Below are 21632 nucleotides of genomic sequence, written 5' to 3'. Positions count from 1 at the left end.
TAGTTATTCCTAGTTTTTAGTTTTTAGTCAGCAAAAATAAGAATTAAATAGGATTAGAACGGGTAATTTATACCAAAATTTAATACCGACTTCGAAAAAGTAAGTTCTTTAAACCATTTTTCCCCTATTTCCTTAGCCGGATTATAGGTTTTAAATCCAAAATCAAAACGCACAATAAAGAAGTTTAAATCGTATCGTAGTCCAATTCCTGTTCCTAATGCCATGTCTTTTAAGTTATTCCAGTTTTTAAAAATGTATTTTTCGTCTTTTTCACGGTCTAAGACATTCCAAATGTTTCCTGCATCAGCAAATAATGCCCCTTTTAGGTCGCCTAAAATTTTGAATCGGAATTCGGCACTCAGCGCAATTTTCATGTTGGCCTCATTAAAATCATTTGTAGCACCACTGCTCCCTGGTCCTAAGCTATAAGGTTGCCAAGCTCTGTTGTCATTGGAACCTCCCGCAAAATAACTTCGGGAAAAAGGAATGTAGTCGGCATTGCCAAAAGGAATGGCGATTCCAAAGAAACTTCGCACTGCCAAAACCTTTTCCTTGGTTAAATCCCAATGCTTGATGTAGTCAAATTCGGTTTTTATGTATTCAGAATATTCAAGGTTGAAGATTTCATAATTGCCATTGGAATTATAAGGAAGTTTGGCCGCTCTTGAAATGACCGATAATAAAGAACCCGCCGATTCAATTTTAGTTTTAAACAAATAAAAGGTATTGTCCTGAAGGTCTGTTTTGGTTGTTTTTGAAAAGGTAAAACTGGTAGAAAGTACAAAGTCATTTTCAGTAAGTCGCACTCTTCTTTCTTCAATACTTTTCACGCTTTTGTAATCTTCGTCTGTTTCTGTGAGCGCAGTAGTTCCGGCTAAGACATCGGAGGTAAAGCCCGCTGTTCCTTCTTCAATCTTTAAATCGCCTGCCTCATTTACGTAGGCTGTATTGTTGTTGTAGGTTTTTGCAATGTTGTTCAATGCATTATAGGACGAACTATATACGTTGAAATAATTTTCGGTGTTTAAATTCCGAATAAACTGAGCGTTGAATAAATCAAAACGGGCCGTGTTGTTTCTTTTTGGAGTCCAATTATAGGTAAAAGCTCCAGTAAAATTTTCTTTGTCTAGTCCAATGTTTTTTTGTCTTGAAAATCCCGTTGCAATTAAGGTGGAAGGAATCATGCTTTTAGGAATGATTTTTTCAGTACCAAAAGGCAAAAAGATACGAGGGAAATTCAATTTTAAATCAAGACCATACTCGGATACATTGAAAAATTGATTGTTGGGGTTTGCTAAATCCTTAGAAGAACCTATGTTGCCTCTGGCAGAAATTTCTAATGTTTCGGCTCCTTTAAAAATGTTGCGTATCGATAATGAGGGACTAAAGGCGATTCCAATATCCTGAATGTTGGAGTGGGTGACATCAAATGAAGCGCCAAAACTGTATTTTTTTCTGGGAGTTAAATAAATTTTTGCAATCAAGGAGCTAAAGGTGGTGTCTCTTCGGTCAATTTCATACTGAATAATTGGGTAATTAAAGACTTTTAAGTTGCTCAAATAGCGAGTCGTTAATACCGTCTTGTAATCGGCAAAATAGCCACCTTTGTTGATAAAGATAGCATCTGTAATGGCGTAGGGCTTGTATTTTAATTTTTCGTGAGTGTAAATATTGAAGTTTTTATAACTCGTACTGTCTTTAATAGGTAAGTTGTTATTGTTTGCAGTATAATCTGGATAGATATTCACATCGCTGATTTTGAATCTTTTGAAAGGCTCGGTCTTGGTAGAGTCTTGGTCTTGATACGAATAGTTGTTGATGATAAGGTTTACATTGGCCTTATCGCCTTTTTGAATGGTATCAATGTCAAAATTGATGTAAGTGGGTTGGAAATGATATATTCCGTTGTTTCTAAAAAGTGTGGCAAGGCGGTTTTTTTCGTCTTCAAAATTTTCAGTTCTAAATTGTTTGCCTGATTTTAAAAAACTAAGATTTTTAGATGCATGATAAAGCGAATCCAATACGGGTGTCGAAATGCTAGCTTTTATGGTGTCCAAAACATAGGGATTGCCTGTGAAGATGTCGTAACGGATTTGACCTCTTTTTTGGGTTAAAGTGTCGAGTTGGTAATCGGCTTTTATTTTAAAAAAACCATTGTTGAAATAATAGGATTTGAGTCTCGCAACCGACTTTTGTGATTTGATGGTATCAATAATTACAGGAGGTTCCCCTGTTTTTTTTAAGAAATCATGAATGCCGTGGTACCAAAAAGAAGTGCCTAATCGGTTGACTTGTTTGGCTGAAAGCCATTTTGATTTGCGCTCGTATTTTTTAGGATTGGCAATGAATTTAGCTTGGTAAGTCGAGTCGGGATTTAGGTTGGCTAAATTGTATAAGTTCAATCGCAACCGATAGCCTAATAAGGTTCCATTGGGTTTTTGATAGAGCTGATTGGTTACATCTTCCTCGGTGGTACGTTTGCCATTTACTATAATTTTGTTTTTTGTAAGTAGGTGCTTCCCCTCCGGAACTCGTTTTTCGGCATTACAAGCGGCTATAATTATCCCAATTAGAATAATAAGTGATATTTTTGTTGAAATTTTTTTCAAGTGTCCTAAAATATTTAATTCAAAAGTACATATTTTTATGGTTAGTAAAAACCAAATAAAACTTATAACTAGTTTACAACAAAAAAAGTATAGAGCAGCCCATCAAATGTTTTTTGCCGAAGGCGCAAAAGGAGTTCAAGAATTGCTTAGCTCTAATTTTGAATTGGTTCACTTGTACACGACCCGAAATGATTTTGACGGGATTCACTCTTCCAAAAAAACACTAATACAAGAAGTCGATTTGAAGAAAATTTCGGCTTTGGTCACTCCTAATAGCTGTTTGGCTGTGTTCAAAATTCCTCAAGAAAAAGACATCGATGATACTGGTTTGGTTCTGGCTTTGGATGCCGTGAGAGATCCTGGTAATATGGGGACAATCTTGCGTTTGTGTGATTGGTTTGGCGTGAAACAATTGTTGTGTTCATATGAAACAGTTGACATTTATAATCCAAAGGTGGTTCAAGCTACAATGGGGTCAATAGGAAGGGTAAATGTGAATTATATTGACTTAGAAAAGTATTTGTTACAAACGCCAAAAGCTGTTTTTGGAACGTTTATGGATGGGGATACTATTTATAAAGAACCATTGCCTGCGGATGGAATTGTAGTGATGGGAAATGAAGCGAACGGAATTTCGAAGGCCATTGAAAAAGCTGTAACCCAAAGACTAACTATACCTCGTTTTGGGGACTTACAGATGACTGAAAGTTTAAATGTGGCAACAGCTACAGCCATCGTGTTGAGTGAATTTAGAAGGGCGGGGCTTTAATGGAACGTAAAGTTAATTAAAATGGCTCTGTTTTTCATCGAATCGATATTTCCTGTCCAAGGGCTGTTGGGGTCGTTGTCTCTTATTAAATCGTCAGTAATTCCAAAAAGTCCTCTGATAGACGGTGAAAAAATAAAGTATTCTGAAAAAATATCGATACCAAAACCAATTTCGTAGTTAGAAGACCATGGTTTTACTCTAAATTTTTGCTCGTAATTGTCGTCTTTGGATTTTGAATTTCCAGATAAGTTTAACGTTGATGAAATTCCTCCTACTAAGAAGGGACGAATATTTCCTGTACGAAGAGAAGAAAATTTTAAGAGCAAAGGGAAGTGAATATACGTACTGCTTACCTCTCGTAATCGGTCTGCTTGATTCGTGAATCCAGGAAAACTCAAGTCTCTTTTGGCATAATACAAACCGGGTTCAAAACGCAAATTGATGTATTCTTGTAATTTAACATCAGCAACTACTCCCACATTAAAACCAGTCGATTTTTTTACTTCAATATCAGTGGGTTGCAGGTCTTTGTAATCGAATTTAAAGTCAAAACTATTAAACCCAAGGTAGTACCCAAAATACAACCGTTGTTTTTGGAAGTTTTCTAAATGAATAATGGGGTCTTTCCCAAAAATCCGCATTCCTGATTGTGTCATTCCTTTGAACGATATCAAGAATAATAGCAGAGAGAATGCCGTTTTTTTCATAAGAATGCTAGAATATATACAAGATTATTTTTTGGAAGCCACATAAATAGTCGCTACTCCAAGGGTTTGAGGCATAGCCTTCACGTCTATAAACCCAATTTTTCTCAAAATATTGTTCAAGGCCTCACCATAAGGGAATTTTGAAGCAGATTCCGATAAGTATCCATAAGCAACATTGTCTTTTGAGAACAATTTTCCAATAAGAGGTAAAATGTTTTTAGTATAAAAATGATATCCTTGTTTGTAAGGTGTTTTCTCAGGGACCGAAGTTTCTAAAATTACAAATACCCCATTAGGTTTTAAAACACGTAGTATTTCGCTTAAACCTTTTTCTAAATTTTCAAAATTACGAACTCCAAAAGCTACTGTGATGGCGTCAAAAAAGTTGTCTTGAAAAGGGATGTTTTCTGAATCGCCCAAGACCATTTCAATTGTCTTGGAAAGTTTTTTAGCAGCAATTTTCTTTTCACCTACTTCTAGCATTCCTGCAGAGATATCTAAGCCAACGATTTTTTCGGCCTTGGTTTGAGATAATAAAATAGCTAAGTCTCCTGTTCCAGTTGCGATATCAAGTATGGTTTTTGGCTTTGCTTTCGATACAATAGCCAAAACTTTTTTGCGCCATTTTACATCAATTCCAAATGAGATTACGCGGTTCAGGTTGTCGTAATTTCCTGAGATGGTATCAAACATTTTTGCGACTTGTTCTTTTTTACTTAATGTGGAGTCCTTATATGGAGTGATGTTTTTTGACATTGTAACTTTATTTTTCCACAAATATAATACAATCTCTTTGGAACTGGATTGCGTGTCTATAATTTGGGGGATAATTGCCTCCTTATTGATGGGTACGAAAAGAGAAATCAAATTTCGTTTTCGAAAAGAGAAACTCTTGAAAATCAAAACATTCGACTTTTTTAATTGTACCTTTTTTTATATAAAATATTTAAATGTCTGATTTTTAGCAACTTGTGTTTTTGCTAAAACCTAAAATATCACTAAAAGTGGGTATTGTGTAGCAGCGGTATATTGCCGAATTTTACTTTATAAATAGTAAATATTTATTTTCAATGATAGTTAAAGGACTAACAAGTCAAATCAAGTGGTTAATTTTTGCGCTAATTATATCATTTGTGCTTGTGGTTAGTTTTGACGGTGCTGTTTTATTAAACAGTAATTTGTTATTAACGCAAAATACGTTCTTAGGATTAAATTTGTTTTTGGAAATTTTAATTTTCTTTGTCTTTAGTACCTTCGTGGTATTTGGTATTAAAGGCTACTTTGAGATGTACTCTCAAAAAACATCAAATGTCATTATCTTCGTCACTGGAGCTATGTTGACCTTTGTAATTTTTATATTAAGTTGTCAAATTCTGCTACAGGAATAGACAGTAAAGTCCTTATCGTTGAAAAAATAGAGCACCTCAGTTTTACTGAGGTGTTTCTATTTTAGCATAAGTCTCAAAACTGAAATCAAAAAGATGTTTCTCGTCTTTGGGATGAAATTCAGAGGTTGTAAGTTGCCATTGAGTCGAGTCTATTTCAGGGAAAAATGCATCTGCTTCAAAAGTATGGTGTACTCTGGTGAGTTCTATTTTATCTGAATAGGGTAGTGCTAATTTGTAAATTTCGCCACCACCTATGATAAAGCTGTCTTCTTCTTTTGGACACGCTGCTAGTGCTTCTTGGAGGCTGTTTACTACGAGGCAACCTTCGGGTTTGTAATCCTTTTGCCTGCTGATAACGATGTGGGTTCGGTTAGGGAGTGGTTTTGGGAAACTTTCAAATGTTTTTCGTCCCATAATAATATGATGACCTGTCGTGATGGATTTAAAACGTTTGAAATCATTGGGTAAATGCCATAATAGGGCGTTGTCTTTCCCTAAAGCGTTATTTTCTGCCGCAGCAGCAATCATTATTATCATGAGGTGTTATTTTGTAGAGGAATGATCTTCGTCTATTTTTGTTTTTAATTCAGCTATTTTTTTCGCTTGCGAGGCGACCAATCTGTCAATTTGTTCTCTTTCCCAATTTTTATTCATGAATCGGTCTGTAATGTACACTTTTACAAAGTGAAGAATAAAAATAAATGCCCACACAGCAAAACCTACAATAAGCCAATTTGGGTTGATGTTAATGGTAATGATTTGGGTTAATAAAAAGATAAAAAGAGAGGCAGTAACTAAAAGGACAAAATGAAAATAAAGTCTCTTTTTTTGTTTAATTCTTCGTCGAGCATACTCGTATAATTCATGTTGTTCTCTTTCCATAGGTAAAAAATTAAAACATAAAGATAAAATTTAATTTGTAAAATTATGCTTTTGGAAGTTTATTAATCAAATATAAAACGACTTCTTTTTTAACATGTTAAATTTAATACTACTAAAATTACGGAATGTATTAAAAATTAACAAGTTAAATGGTATTATGGTAAAACTTTCTTTGGGTGTTAAAAATTCAATATATTTTGTTTTCTTTGTTTCATAATATTAAAAATGAAATAGTTATGTCAATAAAAAAACAATTTATAAAGTCAAAACCTGTTTGTAAAGTAACCTTTTCTATCGAAGCAAAAGATGCTATTAATGCCTCTGTTGTTGGTGATTTTAACAATTGGAGTATCGAAGAAGGTGCGATGAGTAAATTAAAAAACGGAACTTTTAAAGGTGTTTTTGAATTACCAAAAGATGCTTCTTATGAGTTTAAATATGTAGTTGATGGTACGTACATCAACGATACAGAAGCAGATTCATACAAGTGGAATGAGTTTGCAGGTACAGAAAATGGAGTTGTTGCTGTTTAATTAAACAGCAACACTTCCTTTAATACTGTCATGAGGTTCGTAGCCTACCAAAGTGAAATCCTCGTAATCAAAATCAAATAAGTCTTTTATCTCAGGATTGAGTATCATTTTAGGTAAGGCTCTGGGTTCTCTAGATAATTGCAATTCCAATTGTTCAAAGTGGTTGTTGTAGATGTGGGCATCTCCAAAAGTATGTATAAATTCGCCTAGACCAAGGTTACAAACTTGTGCAATCATCATGGTAAGTAAGGCGTATGAAGCGATATTGAACGGAACACCCAGGAAAATGTCGGCGCTACGCTGGTAGAGTTGACAGGATAGTTTGCCATCAGCTACGTAGAATTGGAAAAAAGCATGGCAAGGAGGTAAGGCAGCCTTGTTATTTGCAACATTTTCAGCAAATGATTTAGAAGTATCAGGAAGAACGGATGGGTTCCAAGCGGATACAATCATTCTACGGCTGTTCGGGTTGGTTTTAAGTTCGTGGATAAGGTCTTTTATTTGGTCTATTTCTTCGCTATTCCAATTGCGCCATTGATGTCCGTAAACAGGGCCTAAATCTCCATTTTCATCAGCCCAAGCATCCCATATTTTTACCCCATTTTTTTGGAGGTAAGCAATATTAGTATCTCCTTTTAAGAACCAAAGCAATTCGTAAATGATAGATTTTAGATGTAATTTTTTGGTCGTGACCATCGGAAAACCTTCGTTTAAATCAAAACGCATTTGGTAGCCAAATACACTTTTGGTTCCAGTTCCAGTGCGGTCCCCTTTTTGGTTACCGTTTTTCATTACATGTTCTACTAAATCTAAATATTGCTTCATTTCTTGGGCTCTTTATTGTCTTGTTTAGTCCGTTATTAAGATTCTCTTTTGGAGATTTCGTCTCTTATTTTTGCCGCTTTTTCGTAATCTTCATGACTTACAGCTTGCTCAAGGAGTTCTGTTAATTCTTGAAGGCTGTGTTTGATATAAGGACGTCCTGCGTTTTGAGCTTCATCTTCATTGCCAAATGTTTCTGGATTGGCAAGAATATCATCCATTTCTTGTGAATCTTTATCGGTTTCTTGTGTGCTGGTTTTTAGGTAAATGCCGGCTTTATCAAGAATGTTTTTGTAAGTAAATATAGGGGCGTTAAAACGTAAAGCCAAGGCTATGGCATCCGAAGTTCTTGCGTCAATGATTTCTTCTATTTTATCTCTTTCGCAAATGATACTAGAATAAAAAACACCATCGACTAATTTGTGAATGATGACTTGTTTTACGACAATATCAAAACGTTCCGCAAAATTTTTGAATAAGTCATGGGTCAAAGGTCGAGGAGGTTTGATTTCTTTTTCTAAAGCAATTGCAATAGACTGTGCCTCAAATGCGCCTATGACTATGGGTAGTTTTCTTTCGCCATCAACCTCATTCAAAATTAAAGCATACGCTCCGTTTTGAGTTTGACTGTAGGATATGCCTTTTATAGATAGTTTGACTAAACTCATGTTAATTTTAGGTTTTAGATTTTAGATGCTAAAATCAAAGAATAATTTTGAAACCAGTTTGTCTTTCTGTAATATACAAATAAGTAAAATGATTAGCCTACAAAGAAACAAAATCTTTTTGTAGCTTCAAAAGTAAACCAGTCTATAAAATTAAAAAAAATATAGCTTTAAAGTTAAAAAAAAGAGTTGCTATAAGTGGATTATAACAACTCTTTTTGGATATAATAAGGTATTGAAATAAAGGCTTATTGCTGTCCTTTAAAGGCTTTTAGTTTTTCAATCAACTGAGGGACTACTTCAAAAGCATCTCCTACAACACCGTAATCTGCAACTTTAAAGAAAGGCGCTTCAGGGTCAGTATTGATGACTACTTTTACTTTGGAAGAGTTGATTCCTGCAATGTGCTGAATCGCTCCAGAAATTCCTATGGCAATATATAAATTGGCTGCAACTGGTTTTCCTGTTTGTCCTACGTGTTCACCGTGGGGTCTCCATCCTAAGTCGGAAACAGGTTTAGAACAAGCGGTAGCAGCGCCAAGTACAGCTGCTAGATCTTCAATTAATCCCCAATTTTCAGGTCCTTTTAAACCACGGCCACCTGAAACTACGATATCAGCATCTGCTATTGATACTTTGCCTGAGGCTTTTTCTGTAGCTTCTATTTTGATATTAAAATCGGCATCGTTCAAACTAGGAGTGAAATCTTCTTCTGTAGGTGTTGAGGTACTTTCGATTATGCCAAAAGAATTTTTGGCTAAACTTAGTACTTTGATATCAGTATTAATTTCAGTGATGTTGAATGCTTTGTTAGAAAAGGCATTGCGTTTTACTTGAAAAGGAGCAGTGCTTAAAGGTAGGGCTACAACATTTGAAGTATAACCTGCTTCCAGCCCTACTGCTACTAAGGGAGCAAGATAGCTGCTGTCAGTAGTTGATGAAAGTAAAACGATTTTTGAACCTTCACTTTGAGCTACTTGTTTGATTGTATCAGCATAGGCTTTTGCGTTAAAAGCAGTTAATTTTGAGTCATTGACCTTTACGACTTTATCTACTCCGTATTGTGATAATTCAGTGTTGTCTGAGGTGTTGAAAGTTAAGGCAGTTACCGTTGTTCCTGTTGATTCGGCAACTTTTTTGGCATAGGAAGCTAGTTCTAGTGCAACTTTTTTGAATTTTCCTTCTGCTGATTCTGCGTATATTAATATGGACATAATAAGTTTTGGATTTTGAATTTTTAGATTTAGGATTTAATCAGGGATTGGATAAAGATTTTTACAAAACTAAATCCAGAATCCTTAAATTTTTAAATTACTTTGGCTTCGTTGTGTAGCAAGTTTATCAATTCGTCTAAGTTGTCTGCTGAAACTAATTTCACAGCTGATTTTGGAGCTGGTTTTTCAAATTTAACCGCTTTGGTTTGAGTAGGAGCTTCAGTTGGTTCTACCACGGTAAGTGGTTTTGTTCTAGCCGTCATGATTCCTCTCATGTTAGGGATGCGCAAGTCTTTTTCTTCTACCAATCCTTTTTGCCCGCCAATGATTAACGGTAAGCTGGTATTAATGGTTTCTTTTCCACCGTCAATTTCGCGAACGGCTTGTACATTAGAGCCGTCAACGGTGATAGCAGTACAAGCATTGATGAAGTTGGAATTAGTTAATGCAGCAATCATTCCAGGAACCATTCCGCCGTTATAATCTAAAGATTCTTTACCTGCAATGACTAAATCGTATCCGCCATTTTTAATAACTTCGGCCAATTGTTTGGCAACAAAAAAACCATCCGTAGGAGTGGCATTTACCCTTATGGCATCATTTGCACCTATTGCCAATGCTTTTCTTAGGGTAGGTTCTGTTTCTGGTCCTCCTACATTGACTACTGTAACCGTTGCTCCTTGTTTTTCTTGAAACCAAATGGCACGTGTTAAGCCAAATTCATCATTGGGATTGATAACAAATTGCACTCCATTTGTATCAAATTCTGAATCGTTGTTAGCGAAGTTAATTTTTGATGTGGTGTCAGGTACATGACTGATGCAAACTAATATCTTCATATTGCTGGTATTTGTTGTTTTATGTGAAACTATCTAAGTTGATGATTGAATTTAGTGGTCAAAGCTGTTGTGGCAGTATGTTTTGAAATAAATTCAATTACAAATTTAGAATAAAAAATGAAATAATTTACTATGCACGCATAATAAATGCGATTTAAAAATGGATTAAGAGGGTGAGGTGATGCGTATTTTGAGCTATGTTTTTTATCAAGATATAACAAATAACTGGAATTTACGCATCATTATTTTAATGGAAATGATGTGTTAAATGATTTTAAATATTTATTTTTGCTTTTCGAAAAATATACACATACAAGATATAATATGAGAACGATACAATTTAGAGAGGCTATTTGTGAAGCAATGAGTGAAGAAATGCGTCGCGATGAGTCTGTGTACTTAATGGGAGAGGAAGTTGCCGAATATAATGGTGCTTACAAAGCTTCTAAAGGTATGCTTGCAGAATTTGGAGAGAAAAGAGTTATTGATACTCCAATTGCAGAGTTAGGTTTTACAGGTATTGCAGTAGGTTCAGCAATGAACGGTTGTCGTCCAATTGTAGAATATATGACTTTCAACTTCTGTTTAGTAGGTATAGATCAGATTATAAATAATGCAGCTAAAATGCGTCAAATGACAGGTGGGCAATTTAATGTACCTATCGTTTTTCGTGGTCCAACAGCTTCTGCAGGACAATTAGGAGCTACGCATTCTCAAGCGTTAGAAAATTGGTTTGCAAATACTCCAGGGTTAAAAGTGGTAGTTCCTTCTACACCTTATGACGCTAAAGGGCTTTTAAAAGCATCTATTCGAGATAATGACCCGGTTATTTTCATGGAGTCTGAGCAAATGTATGGTGATAAAGGTGAGGTGCCTGAAGGAGAATATGTAATTCCAATTGGTGTAGCCGATGTGAAACGTGAAGGAACGGATGTAACTATCGTTTCATTTGGAAAAATCATTAAAGAAGCTTTCATTGCTGCAGATCAATTGGCTAAAGAAGGAATTTCTTGTGAGATTATTGATTTAAGAACGGTACGTCCATTAGATATTGATGCTGTTTTAAATTCTGTTAAGAAAACTAATAGATTGGTAATTCTTGAAGAGGCTTGGCCATTTGCTAGTGTTTCTTCTGAAATTACGTATTTAGTTCAAGAGCGTGCTTTTGATTATTTAGACGCGCCAATTCAACGTATTACTACAGCTGATACTCCAGCGCCTTATTCTCCTGTATTGCTAGAAGAGTGGTTGCCTAATGCAGCTGATGTTGTAAAAGCAGTTAAAAAGGTAACAAATAAATAATAATAGTACGTAATAATACTATAGAGACTTCATCATGCGTTTGTATGGTGAAGTTTTTTTTTAAATCATCATTATGAAGAATAAGTTCTGGTTTTTACTATTAGTGCTTTGTGGATTAACTTGCAGTTTGAATGCACAAACTAAGGTGAGTGGAATTGTTTATGATAAAACCAATCAGCCTGTCCCTTTTGCTAATATCGTATTTAAAGATTCAAATATAGGTACCATGTCCAATGAGGATGGTCGTTTTTATCTAGAGTCACCAGTAACTTACAATGCGATTGTTGTCACTTCTGTAGGGTATTCAGATAGGGTAGTGGTGCTTCCTAAAGCGATTAATTATGATTTTAAAGTAGTGGTTAGCGCTGCCGAAAATCTTAAAGAAGTTTTAATCTATACGGGAAAAACGTCCAAGAAGGACAATCCTGCTTTGGATATTCTTAGAAAAATTTGGGAAAGAAAGCGTAAAAATGGTTTGGCTCAATTTGATTATTATCAAATGGAGAAGTATGAAAAAGTGGAATTTGATATGAATACCATCGATAGTGCTTTTATGAAAAGAAAGTTTTTTAAAGGCATGGAATTTATCTTTAATCATGTTGATACCTCCAAAGTAACTGGAAAAACCTATTTGCCTGTATTTATTAATGAATCCTTGTATGAGGTTTACGGAAATAATAAACTTAAAAAAGTAAAAGAAAAATTAAAGGCAAATAAAAATTCGGGGTTTAGTGACAACCAACAAATTTTATCTTTTGTAAATGATTTGTATTCTGATTACGATATCTACAACAACCATTTGACTTTTTTTGACAAAAGTTTTACTAGTCCGCTCTCTAAAACAGGAATTGATGTCTATAATTATGTTTTGAGAGATAGTGCTTATATAGATAAAAAATGGTGTTTTAATATTTTGTTCTATCCTCGCCGTAAAAACGAGTTAACGTTCAAAGGTGATTTTTGGGTAAGTGATACCACATTTGCTATCAAAAAAATTAATATGGCAGTGACCAAAAGTGCGAATATTAACTGGGTAAAAGACATTTATATCGAACAAGAATTTGAGGTGCAAAACGATTCCATCTTTTTGTTGACTCGTGACTATATGATGTCTGATTTTGCTTTGAATAAAAAAGAAGAATCCAAAGGAATGTATGGAAAAAGAACTACCTTATATCAAAACCATCAATTTAATATAGAAAAACCTAATAGCCTCTATAAGGATGAGGTGAATTATATTGATAATGATGTTTACAACAAATCCGAAGCGTATTGGAAAGAAAATCGTTTTGAGAATTTAAATAAGGATGAAAAAGGCATTTATAAGATGCTAGACACACTTCAAACCGTCAAGAAATTTCAACGATTGTATGATTTGGTTTCGATATTAGGAAGTGGATATATTCAATTTGGAAATTTTGACTATGGGCCTATATTTTCCACATTTGGATTTAATGATGTCGAAGGAATTCGTGTGCGAGTAGGAGGGCGAACGTATTTTGGCCCCAATGATGCTTGGAGGTTGCAAGGGTACACGGCTTATGGTTTTGATGATGACAAATTTAAATATGGTGTGTCTGGAAAATGGATGGTGGATAAGAAAAAAAGAATTATTCTGTCAGGCGGCAATCGACGTGATGTGGAACAAATTGGAGCAAGTTTGACCAGTACAAATGATGTTTTGGGAAGAAGTTTTGCTTCGTCATCGTTGTTTAATACCAGTTCTAACGGTAAATTGACAAATATTAATTTAACCAATGTGGCTGTCGAAATAGAACCTGTCAAGAATTTGACTTTTCAAACAGGATTTTCTTATCGTACGTTAGCTTCTGCTTCACCTACTTTTAGCTTGGATTATTTTACAGATGCAAGTCAAACGACAACTCAAAGTGAAGTGAAACAATCAGAGGTGAATCTACAAATAGAGTTTACACCCAATCGTAAAACGGTAGGTTATGGAGTGGAAAGAAGTGTTGTAGATAGTCCGTATAGTCGTTTTTTTGTGAATTACAATCACGGGTTTAAGGGAATGTTAGACAGCGATTTTGATTACGACAAAATACAGTTGTATTATAAACAACCCATTATAATTGGTCCCTTAGGGAGAACCAATATCATACTTGAGATTGGAAAGACTTTTGGTCAAATTCCTTTAGGATTAATGAATGTTATTCCTGGTAACCAAAGTTATTTTACAATTGAGAATACCTTTAATAATTTGAATTTTTACGAATTCGTAACTGACCAATATGCTACCATACAATGGAATCATAATTTTGGAGGACGTCTATTTGGTCGTATTCCTTTTATGAGAAAGTTAAATTGGAGAGAAATTGTAGGTGTGAAAACCGTATATGGTTCGATTACTGAGGAAAATAAAGCCATAAATGCTTCTGGGTTGACTTATATAGCTCCTGAAAATGGCTACTGGGAGTACAGTGCAGGTATTGGTAACATTTTTAAGGTGTTCCGAATTGATTTTACATGGCGAGGAAATTACTTAAATACGCCTGAAGCTCAAAAGTTTTCAGTAAAAGGTTCGTTTGGGTTTTATTTTTAATTTAATTGACGTTCTGAGGGGATAAGAAGGAAGTGTTTTTGAACATAACTCATTCAGATACTACTGTTTTAAAAGGATATAATACTTGTATTAAAAATCTTTTTAATTACTTTTGCAATCGCATAAAAGAACTTAAGAAAATATAACAATGACTGCAGACAAAATAACCACTTTCGATGTGTTAATCGAAATTCCAAGAGGAAGTAGAAATAAATACGAATATGATTTCGAGTTGAAAAGAATGCGTTTTGATAGAATGTTGTTCTCTTCGATGATGTATCCAGCTGATTATGGTTTTATACCTGAAACTTTGGCACTTGATGGAGACCCATTAGATGTATTGGTTTTGGTTAACGAGCCTACTTTTCCAGGTTGTGTTATGGAAGTGAAACCAATCGGTGTTTTCCACATGGCTGATGATAAAGGACCAGATGAAAAAGTAATTTGTGTACCGGTTTCTGACCCAATTTGGAATTCATTAGAAAACCTTTCTGATATCAATCCTCACTTGGTTAAAGAAATTGAACATTTCTTCCAAGTGTACAAAGATTTAGAAAACAAAAAAGTTGATGTTGAAGGTTGGGGAGATGTCAACGAAGCATTTGCTATCATCAAAGAATGCCAAGAGCGTTTCAACAAGATTGAAAACAAACCAGAGGGATTATTTTCTTTAAAATTGTAAATTTCTCTTTAAACTATAAATAAAAAAGCAATATTCTTAATAGAGTATTGCTTTTTTTGTTAAATTCGTTCGGAACACAATTTAGTATTAACAATTAACCGAACCAATTTATGAATGCATTTATGATTTATTTGCCAATACTGATGGCAATAATAGGGCTCTTATTTATGGCAATAAAAAGAGCATGGGTATTAAAGCAAGATGCCGGAGATGGTAAAATGGCAGCTATTTCAGAATACATTTACGAAGGTGCCCTTGCTTTTCTTAAAGCTGAATACCGATTGCTGACCTTTTTTGTTATTATCGCTAGTGTTGTTTTAGCGGGAATCACTTTTTTACCAGGTGTAAAAACCCATATCTTAATTGTAATCGCTTTTGTTTTTGGTGCTTTTTTTTCAGCACTTGCTGGAAATATGGGGATGAAAATTGCAACCAAGACCAATGTACGTACAACTCAAGCGGCACGTACTAGTTTGCCCAAAGCCTTAAGTGTGTCTTTTGGTGGAGGAACCGTTATGGGATTAGGAGTTGCAGGGCTTGCTGTGCTGGGACTGACAGGTTTTTTTATTTTTTTCTTTCAAATTTTTATGAATGGAACTTGGTCCAATACTGACGATATGACTGTGGTTTTGGAGACTTTAGCTGGATTTTCATTAGGTGCGGAGTCTATTGCTTTATTTGCTCGTGTAGGTGGCGGAATTTATACTAAAGCGGCAGATGTAGGTGCCGATTTAGTTGGTAAAGTCGAAGCGGGTATTCCTGAAGACGATCCTCGTAATCCTGCTACAATTGCGGATAATGTGGGAGACAATGTTGGTGATGTAGCTGGTATGGGAGCCGATTTGTTTGGGTCTTATGTGGCGACAGTTTTAGCGGCAATGGTCTTAGGGAATTATGTTATAAAAGATATGGGTGGCAGTATTCAAGATGATTTTGGTGGAATTGGGCCTATTTTACTACCGATGACGATAGCGGGATTTGGAATTTTGTTTTCGATTGTAGGAACGCTTTTAGTGAAAATTTCCTCAGACGATGCCAAAGAGGCTCAAGTACAGAAAGCATTAAATGTTGGGAATTGGGTAGCAATTGCTTTAACCGCGATTTCGTGTTATTTTTTAGTCAATTTGATGTTGCCAGCACAATTGCAAATGGACTTTTTTGGTGAAGGTGTTAAAGTAATTTCTTCTAGCAGTGTTTTTTATGCAACTTTGATTGGCCTTTTTGTTGGGGGCGCTATTTCCTCGGTTACCGAATATTATACAGGTTTAGGAACAAAACCCGTGATGGCTATCGTTCAAAAATCAAGTACCGGAGCTGGAACCAATGTAATTGCAGGTTTGGCTACAGGGATGATTTCTACATTTCCAACCCTATTGTTGTTTGCGGGTGCTATTTGGGCTACCTATGCTTTGGCAGGATTTTATGGGGTAGCTTTGGCTGCTTCTGCGATGATGGCGACGACTGCTATGCAATTGGCAATTGATGCCTTTGGTCCTATTTCTGATAATGCAGGTGGAATTGCAGAAATGAGTGAATTGCCAAAAGAAGTTCGTACGCGTACTGATATTTTAGATTCAGTAGGGAATACAACAGCGGCTACGGGTAAAGGATTTGCGATTGCCTCTGCGGCGCTCACTTCATTAGCCTTGTTTGCCGCCTATGTAACTTTTACTGGAATTGACGGTATCAATATTTTTAAAGCGCCTGTATTGGCTATGTTATTTGTAGGCGGAATGATTCCTGTGGTTTTTTCTGCTTTAGCAATGAATTCTGTAGGGAAAGCTGCTATGGACATGGTTTATGAGGTTCGCCGTCAGTTTAAAGAAATTCCTGGAATTATGGAAGGAACAGGTAAGCCTGAGTACGCTAAATGTGTCGATATCTCGACTAAGGCGGCTTTGCGTGAAATGATGTTGCCAGGTGCATTAACTATTGGATTTCCAATTGCCATTTTGATTTTAGGCAAACTAGTATATGGTGATAATAACCAATTAATTGCAGAAATGGTAGGAGGATACATGGCTGGAGTAACTGTTTCAGGTGTGTTGTGGGCTGTTTTTCAAAATAATGCTGGTGGTGCATGGGACAATGTTAAAAAATCTTTTGAGGCAGGTGTGATGATTAATGGCGAAATGACTTATAAAGGTTCTGATGCTCATAAAGCAGCAGTTACAGGTGATACTGTGGGGGATCCTTTTAAAGATACTTCTGGGCCTTCGATGAATATTTTGATAAAATTGACTTGTTTGATAGGTTTGGTGATGGCGCCTATATTAGGAAATGGTTCGCATACTATACCCGCTGATTTAACGTCTTGTTGTAGGGGTGTCCATGCTTGTGCCTCAATGTCAAAAGAGGAGTGTTTGGCAAAAGGATGTGCCAATACTAATTGCAATCACCATCAACCTTTGGCTTCCTGTTGTTCCGCAAATGGTAAATGTACTGCAATGTCGAAAGAAGAATGTGTAACTAATGGATGTAATAATAAAAATTGCGAACATAACGCGATAAAAAAAGGTTGTGATATGTCTAAATGTGAAACAATGACCAAAGAAGAATGTGCAAAGATGTGTGATGACAAAGGGTGTACGCCAGAACAAAAACAAATTTGTTTGTCTCATTTTGATAAAGATGGCAAATTTATCAAACATGCGAATAAATCTTGTTGTAAAAAATAAAAATAGCATGAGCTCTATTTTTAAAACCTCACAATCGTGAGGTTTTTTGGTTATAACTGGTATTTTTTCTTCAATCCTTCTATTATTCATCGATTTGGTGTTAAGATGTTGTGTATTTATTTTTTTATAGTATGTTTGTAATAACTAATTGGTTAACCAAAATGGGTAGCCAAAAAATCAACTAACTTAACCAATAATTGTAATGATTAAAAAAATGATTTTTTTACAGTCTTTAAGACAGGCTGTTTGTTTAGCTGCATTAGTGACCACTGTATCGTGTTCTAATGAAAGTGATGTGAATCCAGTAACCACGGCAACAGATGATTCTATCGAAAAGGCGACAGGCTTGACATCTAAAACTTATGTAGCGCCAAGTTCCAGTAGTGCTTTTTCGAGTGCTTTGGTAAAATGTAAATTGCAAAGTGATTATTTGAGTGCTGATGTAACTGATTTATCAGCGTATGCTTCCTATTTTTTCTATTTGAGTAGTGGTAAAATGGTCCTCTATAATAATGGGGGGAGCAGTACTAGAACCGAGCTAAGAAGAACTGATAATTTTGATAAAACTTCCACAAGAAAAATGACCATCAGTGCTAATTTGGTGAGTCAGCCATCAGGAGAAGTTACTATAGCGCAATTGCACAATCAAAATGCGGCATTGCCAGTTTTGAGGATTTCAGTTAGCGGGAATACTTTATATTATAAAGTGAATAAGGAGCCTGTTAAAGGAACTTCATTGACTAATAATGGCGCTTTTACAACTACTTTGCCTTCAAGTAAGCTGTTAGAAATTACGTTAGAACTTACGGGGAACAAATATATTAGTGCGACGGTAAATGGAGAAAAACGTACTTTTAAAATCGAAGATGCTTGGGGTACGTCTTATAATAATGCGTATTATTTTAAAACTGGAGTTTATTGTCAGTCTGAAGGAACCGCTAAACTTACCTACAATAGCCTAACTTGGGAATAAGAATACCGATTCAAGTGAATCCAATTAATGCCTCGTACACACGAGGCATTTTTATTTTTAAAAAGTGTTACGAGTTAAAAAGCACCACTACCCCAATCGCCGCCAAAATCCATACTAGCCAAATCAATTAAGGCAACAATAAAAAAAACGGCTCCTACCGTGCCTATTACAATGGCAATATTGCCAATTGTTGAAGCGGTTTTATCATGAACACGGATGCTTTTGATTTCATTTTCGATTAAAAGTACTTTGCTTTCCCCTTTGTTAGTTTTTACAATTCCATAATAATTTCCCTCAAGTAATAAGATTTGAGAATATTTGTTTTTAACATTTGCTGTGGTTGTGATTACTGCTTTGCCATTGGAGTTCATTGCGTCATTCAAACTTACAGGTGTTTTTTTATAAACGGTGCAACTTTGAAATACGATTACAATTGTCAATAAAAGACAAATGAGTTGTTGTTGGTGTTTTTTGCCCTTCATGATATCAGATTTTTTGTGAATAATGGTATTCTCAAATGGTAAATCTGTGGGCAGATAAGCTATATAAAGGTAATAAAAAATGCCTCAAGATTGAGAGGCATTGGTGTAGTTATATATGTAAATATTAAAATAATCCGTTCAATTCGGCGTCAATTTTGGTGATGATGTTTCCAAGGTCTTCAGGGTTGTCCACAAAATTGATTTTGTCCACATCAATGATGAGTAATTTACCCCTGTCATAGGTATGAATCCAAGCTTCGTAACGTTCGTTTAAACGACTCAAATAATCAATAGAAATGGAGGTTTCATATTCGCGTCCTCTTTTGTGGATTTGACCTACTAAGTTAGGAATGGAACTTCGTAAATAAATCAATAAGTCAGGAGCTTTAACCGTAGATTCCATTAATTCAAATAAAGAAGAATAATTGTCAAAGTCACGATGCGTCATCAATCCCATAGCAAATAAATTGGGAGCAAAAATATGTGCGTCTTCGTAAATTGTACGATCTTGAATCACTTTTTTTCCGCTTTCGCGAATTTGTTTGACTTGGCGAAATCGACTATTCAAGAAATAAATTTGCAAATTAAAAGACCAACGTTCCATTTGATGGTAAAAATCGTCTAGGTAAGGATTGTCAACTACATCTTCGTAATGAGGTTCCCATTTGAAATGTTTGGATAATAATTGAGTTAGCGTTGTTTTTCCTGAGCCTATATTTCCTGCTACTGCTATGTGCATTACGGTGTTATGATTTTATAATTTGTAATTCCTTTTGTTGTAAAAATAGATAAAATTTGGTCTTTGTAATAGCATTTTTCAAAGGTTTTTTCTAAAATTTCGATTTCATATTTTTCATGAACTGCACTATTGACCAGAAACAATTTGTAGTCTTTGGTATAAAGATATTGTTCGGTATTGATAAAGGTAATCCAATCAAAATCAGTTGGGATTTCCAAATTTGAAATTTTTCCATAAATAGAACACACGAAAGCATTTTTTTTGTCGTCTATCCAATAGAAATGATTAAAGTCTGTTTGATAAAACAATAGTGGAGCTGTTAGGGGTGTGGAGATGGTACGATAGGTATCCTTCAAATAATCATAAAATCCTATTTGTTGATTTAGGCGGTTGTAAAGCCATAATTTGTTCTGAGCGGCATTGCCAGCAGCGGAAACAATAATGGGATTAGGATTTTCAGAAAAATTGATTTTTTGTGTTTCATTCAATTGGTTGTCCAAAAGAATAACGGTGTTGAAATTATCATAAAAAAGAACAATTTGAAGCGGGTTGTTAAGGTCAATTTTGGTCATGGAACCTAGGGAAATGTTTTTGTATTCCCAATGTTCTAGACCTTTAATTTTATAAAGAACGCCATTGTTAGTAAAATAATGGTACCCATAAGGGTCTCTGCCTACAAACTCTTTGTCGTGAGTAGCCACTACATTGATTTTGATAGCCAGAATTTTTTTGTCTTGGGCGATTATTTTTAGCGATATTAAAAATAAGAATACAAAAAGGATCTTTTTCATAAGGCTGCAAATTACAAAAAAGGGTACATAAGAAATAGTAAATAAGGATAGAAATAAATGAAAAATAAAATAAATAACTTCAAGATGAATAACAAGATTTTAGTAATAGCTTTTGCTTGGATAACTTTTTTTAATGTCCAAGCTCAAGAGTTTCAGGGAATGGCCGTGTACCAATCAAAAACCAGTTCGGCTGAGTTTAAGGAAAGAATGATGGGCAACAGAGAGGTTACTCCTGAGATGCAAAAAAGAATGGAAGAACGAATGAAATCTTTATTTGAGAAAACATTTATTCTTCATTTTGACAAAACCGCTTCCATTTATAAAGAAGAAGAAAAATTAGAAACTCCCGGACAAAACAGTAGTGGAGGAATGCGTTTTATGGGTTCATTAATGGGAAGTGGTGGTACGTACTACAAAAATGTGAAACAAAAAAGCTATACCATCGATAAGGAATTTATGGGGAAACAATTCTTGGTTAAGGATTCGTTGCCTAAACTACAATGGAAAATGGAAGGGCAAAGCCGTGTTATTGGTGGGTATAATTGTTTTAAAGCTACTGCCGTAATTACGGTTTCTGAACCTGATTTTAATGCATTAAGACCTAAATCAGACGAAGAGAAAAAGAAAGCGGAAGAAGAAGCTAAAAATAAAAAAACAAACTTGTTAGATAATTTAATTGTACCAACAGAAAAAGTGATTACCGCTTGGTACACACCAGAAATCCCGGTGAATCAAGGGCCTGACAAATATTGGGGGTTGCCAGGTTTGATTTTAGAAATTAATGATGGTAAGACGGTGATTTTGTGTTCTAAAATTGTATTGAATCCCAAAGAAAAAACAACCATCAAAGCTCCCACAACAGGAAAAGTTATTTCTCAAAAAGAGTATGACGAAACAGTTGTTAAAAAAACCAAAGAGTTTATGGAATCCAATCAGCGTCCCGGCGGTGGCGGAGGAAGAGGTCCTGGAGGTTCACGACGTTAATCTGAAAATAAGT

At 35.2% G+C, this 21632-nt stretch carries 20 protein-coding genes; 8 read left to right on the top strand and 12 right to left on the bottom strand.

Annotation, left to right across the window (positions count from 1 at the left end; translation table 11 throughout):
- Positions 1 to 53: 53 nt before the first annotated feature.
- Positions 54 to 2609, bottom strand: coding sequence for a BamA/TamA family outer membrane protein (locus K5R64_RS09985; RefSeq protein WP_220763142.1), 2556 nt, complete (start codon positions 2607 to 2609; stop codon positions 54 to 56).
- Positions 2610 to 2646: 37 nt separating this feature from the next.
- Between K5R64_RS09985 and K5R64_RS09980 the strand changes: the two genes are divergently transcribed.
- Positions 2647 to 3378 (top strand): RNA methyltransferase, encoded by a 732-nt coding sequence (locus K5R64_RS09980; protein ID WP_220763141.1) that lies wholly within the window; start codon positions 2647 to 2649, stop codon positions 3376 to 3378.
- On the opposite strand, the gene K5R64_RS09975 is transcribed toward K5R64_RS09980, so the two are convergent.
- From K5R64_RS09975 to K5R64_RS09960, 4 genes are all read right to left on the bottom strand, one after another.
- On the bottom strand, positions 3375 to 4085 hold the full coding sequence (locus K5R64_RS09975) for a porin family protein (protein WP_220763140.1): 711 nt from the start codon (positions 4083 to 4085) through the stop codon (positions 3375 to 3377). The genes K5R64_RS09980 and K5R64_RS09975 overlap by 4 nt on opposite strands.
- A 24-nt stretch (positions 4086 to 4109) precedes the next feature.
- Positions 4110 to 4841: a bifunctional demethylmenaquinone methyltransferase/2-methoxy-6-polyprenyl-1,4-benzoquinol methylase UbiE gene (gene ubiE / locus K5R64_RS09970; protein WP_220763138.1), complete on the bottom strand. Its 732-nt coding sequence runs from the start codon at positions 4839 to 4841 to the stop codon at positions 4110 to 4112.
- Positions 4842 to 5515: 674 nt separating this feature from the next.
- Entirely contained in the window at positions 5516 to 6010 is a 495-nt protein-coding gene (locus K5R64_RS09965; RefSeq protein WP_220763135.1) for a dihydrofolate reductase, read from the bottom strand.
- Positions 6011 to 6016: 6 nt separating this feature from the next.
- Positions 6017 to 6355 (bottom strand): 2TM domain-containing protein, encoded by a 339-nt coding sequence (locus K5R64_RS09960; RefSeq protein ID WP_220763134.1) that lies wholly within the window; start codon positions 6353 to 6355, stop codon positions 6017 to 6019.
- 236 nt (positions 6356 to 6591) lie between these two features.
- Here K5R64_RS09960 and K5R64_RS09955 point away from each other — a divergent pair, with 236 nt between their 5' ends.
- Entirely contained in the window at positions 6592 to 6888 is a 297-nt protein-coding gene (locus K5R64_RS09955; protein ID WP_220763132.1) for an isoamylase early set domain-containing protein, read from the top strand.
- On the opposite strand, the gene K5R64_RS09950 is transcribed toward K5R64_RS09955, so the two are convergent.
- The 4 genes from K5R64_RS09950 to K5R64_RS09935 all read right to left on the bottom strand — a co-directional run bounded on the left by K5R64_RS09950 (position 6889) and on the right by K5R64_RS09935 (position 10428).
- Positions 6889 to 7713, bottom strand: a complete 825-nt coding sequence (locus K5R64_RS09950; RefSeq protein WP_220763130.1) for a thymidylate synthase — start codon at positions 7711 to 7713, stop codon at positions 6889 to 6891. It abuts the gene before it with no gap.
- Positions 7714 to 7748: 35 nt separating this feature from the next.
- Positions 7749 to 8378, bottom strand: a complete 630-nt coding sequence (locus tag K5R64_RS09945; RefSeq protein WP_220763128.1) for a bifunctional nuclease family protein — start codon at positions 8376 to 8378, stop codon at positions 7749 to 7751.
- A gap of 245 nt (positions 8379 to 8623) precedes the next feature.
- Positions 8624 to 9589 (bottom strand): electron transfer flavoprotein subunit alpha/FixB family protein, encoded by a 966-nt coding sequence (locus K5R64_RS09940; protein WP_220763126.1) that lies wholly within the window; start codon positions 9587 to 9589, stop codon positions 8624 to 8626.
- Positions 9590 to 9681: 92 nt separating this feature from the next.
- Complete coding sequence (locus tag K5R64_RS09935; RefSeq protein WP_220763124.1) at positions 9682 to 10428, bottom strand: electron transfer flavoprotein subunit beta/FixA family protein; 747 nt, start codon at positions 10426 to 10428, stop codon at positions 9682 to 9684.
- A 324-nt stretch (positions 10429 to 10752) separates the two neighbouring features.
- Here K5R64_RS09935 and K5R64_RS09930 point away from each other — a divergent pair, with 324 nt between their 5' ends.
- The 5 genes from K5R64_RS09930 (at position 10753) to K5R64_RS09910 (ending at position 18623) form a co-directional block, all read left to right on the top strand.
- Positions 10753 to 11730 (top strand): pyruvate dehydrogenase complex E1 component subunit beta, encoded by a 978-nt coding sequence (locus tag K5R64_RS09930; protein WP_220763123.1) that lies wholly within the window; start codon positions 10753 to 10755, stop codon positions 11728 to 11730.
- Between the two features lie 73 nt (positions 11731 to 11803).
- Positions 11804 to 14290, top strand: a complete 2487-nt coding sequence (locus K5R64_RS09925; protein ID WP_220763122.1) for a DUF5686 family protein — start codon at positions 11804 to 11806, stop codon at positions 14288 to 14290.
- 148 nt (positions 14291 to 14438) lie between these two features.
- A complete protein-coding gene (locus K5R64_RS09920; protein WP_220763121.1) occupies positions 14439 to 14972 on the top strand; it encodes an inorganic diphosphatase in 534 nt (177 codons plus the stop codon).
- 110 nt (positions 14973 to 15082) lie between these two features.
- Complete coding sequence (locus tag K5R64_RS09915) at positions 15083 to 17650, top strand: sodium-translocating pyrophosphatase (RefSeq protein WP_255580342.1); 2568 nt, start codon at positions 15083 to 15085, stop codon at positions 17648 to 17650.
- 214 nt (positions 17651 to 17864) lie between these two features.
- Entirely contained in the window at positions 17865 to 18623 is a 759-nt protein-coding gene (locus K5R64_RS09910) for a polysaccharide lyase family 7 protein (RefSeq protein ID WP_220763120.1), read from the top strand.
- A gap of 74 nt (positions 18624 to 18697) precedes the next feature.
- On the opposite strand, the gene K5R64_RS09905 is transcribed toward K5R64_RS09910, so the two are convergent.
- The 3 genes from K5R64_RS09905 to K5R64_RS09895 all read right to left on the bottom strand — a co-directional run bounded on the left by K5R64_RS09905 (position 18698) and on the right by K5R64_RS09895 (position 20635).
- Entirely contained in the window at positions 18698 to 19105 is a 408-nt protein-coding gene (locus tag K5R64_RS09905) for a hypothetical protein (protein WP_220763119.1), read from the bottom strand.
- A 124-nt stretch (positions 19106 to 19229) separates the two neighbouring features.
- The gene (locus K5R64_RS09900; protein WP_220763118.1) at positions 19230 to 19844 is read right to left on the bottom strand and encodes a deoxynucleoside kinase; all 615 of its coding nucleotides are present in this window, start codon (positions 19842 to 19844) and stop codon (positions 19230 to 19232) included.
- The gene (locus K5R64_RS09895; RefSeq protein ID WP_220763116.1) at positions 19844 to 20635 is read right to left on the bottom strand and encodes a hypothetical protein; all 792 of its coding nucleotides are present in this window, start codon (positions 20633 to 20635) and stop codon (positions 19844 to 19846) included. Before K5R64_RS09895 ends, K5R64_RS09900 begins: the two co-directional genes overlap by 1 nt.
- Before the next feature lie 84 nt (positions 20636 to 20719).
- Here K5R64_RS09895 and K5R64_RS09890 point away from each other — a divergent pair, with 84 nt between their 5' ends.
- Positions 20720 to 21619, top strand: coding sequence for a GLPGLI family protein (locus tag K5R64_RS09890; protein WP_220763114.1), 900 nt, complete (start codon positions 20720 to 20722; stop codon positions 21617 to 21619).
- Positions 21620 to 21632: the final 13 nt, after the last annotated feature.

The sequence above is a fragment of the Flavobacterium sp. UMI-01 genome, from assembly GCF_019656315.1.
GTDB lineage: Bacteria > Bacteroidota > Bacteroidia > Flavobacteriales > Flavobacteriaceae > Flavobacterium.
The sequence above is the reverse complement of the archived record's forward strand: the minus strand, read 5'-3'. Positions and strand labels throughout refer to the sequence as shown.

Excerpts from the sequence above, each read along its gene's own strand:
- K5R64_RS09960 (WP_220763134.1), bottom strand. The coding sequence starts at position 6,355 with ATGGAAAGAGAACAACATGAATTATACGAGTATGCTCGACGAAGAATT.
- K5R64_RS09955 (WP_220763132.1), top strand. The coding sequence starts at position 6,592 with ATGTCAATAAAAAAACAATTTATAAAGTCAAAACCTGTTTGTAAAGTA.
- K5R64_RS09950 (WP_220763130.1), bottom strand. The coding sequence starts at position 7,713 with ATGAAGCAATATTTAGATTTAGTAGAACATGTAATGAAAAACGGTAAC.
- K5R64_RS09935 (WP_220763124.1), bottom strand. The coding sequence starts at position 10,428 with ATGAAGATATTAGTTTGCATCAGTCATGTACCTGACACCACATCAAAA.
- K5R64_RS09940 (WP_220763126.1), bottom strand. The coding sequence starts at position 9,589 with ATGTCCATATTAATATACGCAGAATCAGCAGAAGGAAAATTCAAAAAA.
- K5R64_RS09910 (WP_220763120.1), top strand. The coding sequence starts at position 17,865 with ATGATTTTTTTACAGTCTTTAAGACAGGCTGTTTGTTTAGCTGCATTA.
- K5R64_RS09915 (WP_255580342.1), top strand. The coding sequence starts at position 15,083 with ATGAATGCATTTATGATTTATTTGCCAATACTGATGGCAATAATAGGG.
- K5R64_RS09980 (WP_220763141.1), top strand. The coding sequence starts at position 2,647 with ATGGTTAGTAAAAACCAAATAAAACTTATAACTAGTTTACAACAAAAA.
- K5R64_RS09945 (WP_220763128.1), bottom strand. The coding sequence starts at position 8,378 with ATGAGTTTAGTCAAACTATCTATAAAAGGCATATCCTACAGTCAAACT.
- K5R64_RS09920 (WP_220763121.1), top strand. The coding sequence starts at position 14,439 with ATGACTGCAGACAAAATAACCACTTTCGATGTGTTAATCGAAATTCCA.
- K5R64_RS09905 (WP_220763119.1), bottom strand. The coding sequence starts at position 19,105 with ATGAAGGGCAAAAAACACCAACAACAACTCATTTGTCTTTTATTGACA.
- K5R64_RS09900 (WP_220763118.1), bottom strand. The coding sequence starts at position 19,844 with ATGCACATAGCAGTAGCAGGAAATATAGGCTCAGGAAAAACAACGCTA.
- K5R64_RS09895 (WP_220763116.1), bottom strand. The coding sequence starts at position 20,635 with ATGAAAAAGATCCTTTTTGTATTCTTATTTTTAATATCGCTAAAAATA.
- K5R64_RS09925 (WP_220763122.1), top strand. The coding sequence starts at position 11,804 with ATGAAGAATAAGTTCTGGTTTTTACTATTAGTGCTTTGTGGATTAACT.
- K5R64_RS09890 (WP_220763114.1), top strand. The coding sequence starts at position 20,720 with ATGAATAACAAGATTTTAGTAATAGCTTTTGCTTGGATAACTTTTTTT.
- K5R64_RS09930 (WP_220763123.1), top strand. The coding sequence starts at position 10,753 with ATGAGAACGATACAATTTAGAGAGGCTATTTGTGAAGCAATGAGTGAA.
- ubiE (WP_220763138.1), bottom strand. The coding sequence starts at position 4,841 with ATGTCAAAAAACATCACTCCATATAAGGACTCCACATTAAGTAAAAAA.
- K5R64_RS09975 (WP_220763140.1), bottom strand. The coding sequence starts at position 4,085 with ATGAAAAAAACGGCATTCTCTCTGCTATTATTCTTGATATCGTTCAAA.
- K5R64_RS09965 (WP_220763135.1), bottom strand. The coding sequence starts at position 6,010 with ATGATAATAATGATTGCTGCTGCGGCAGAAAATAACGCTTTAGGGAAA.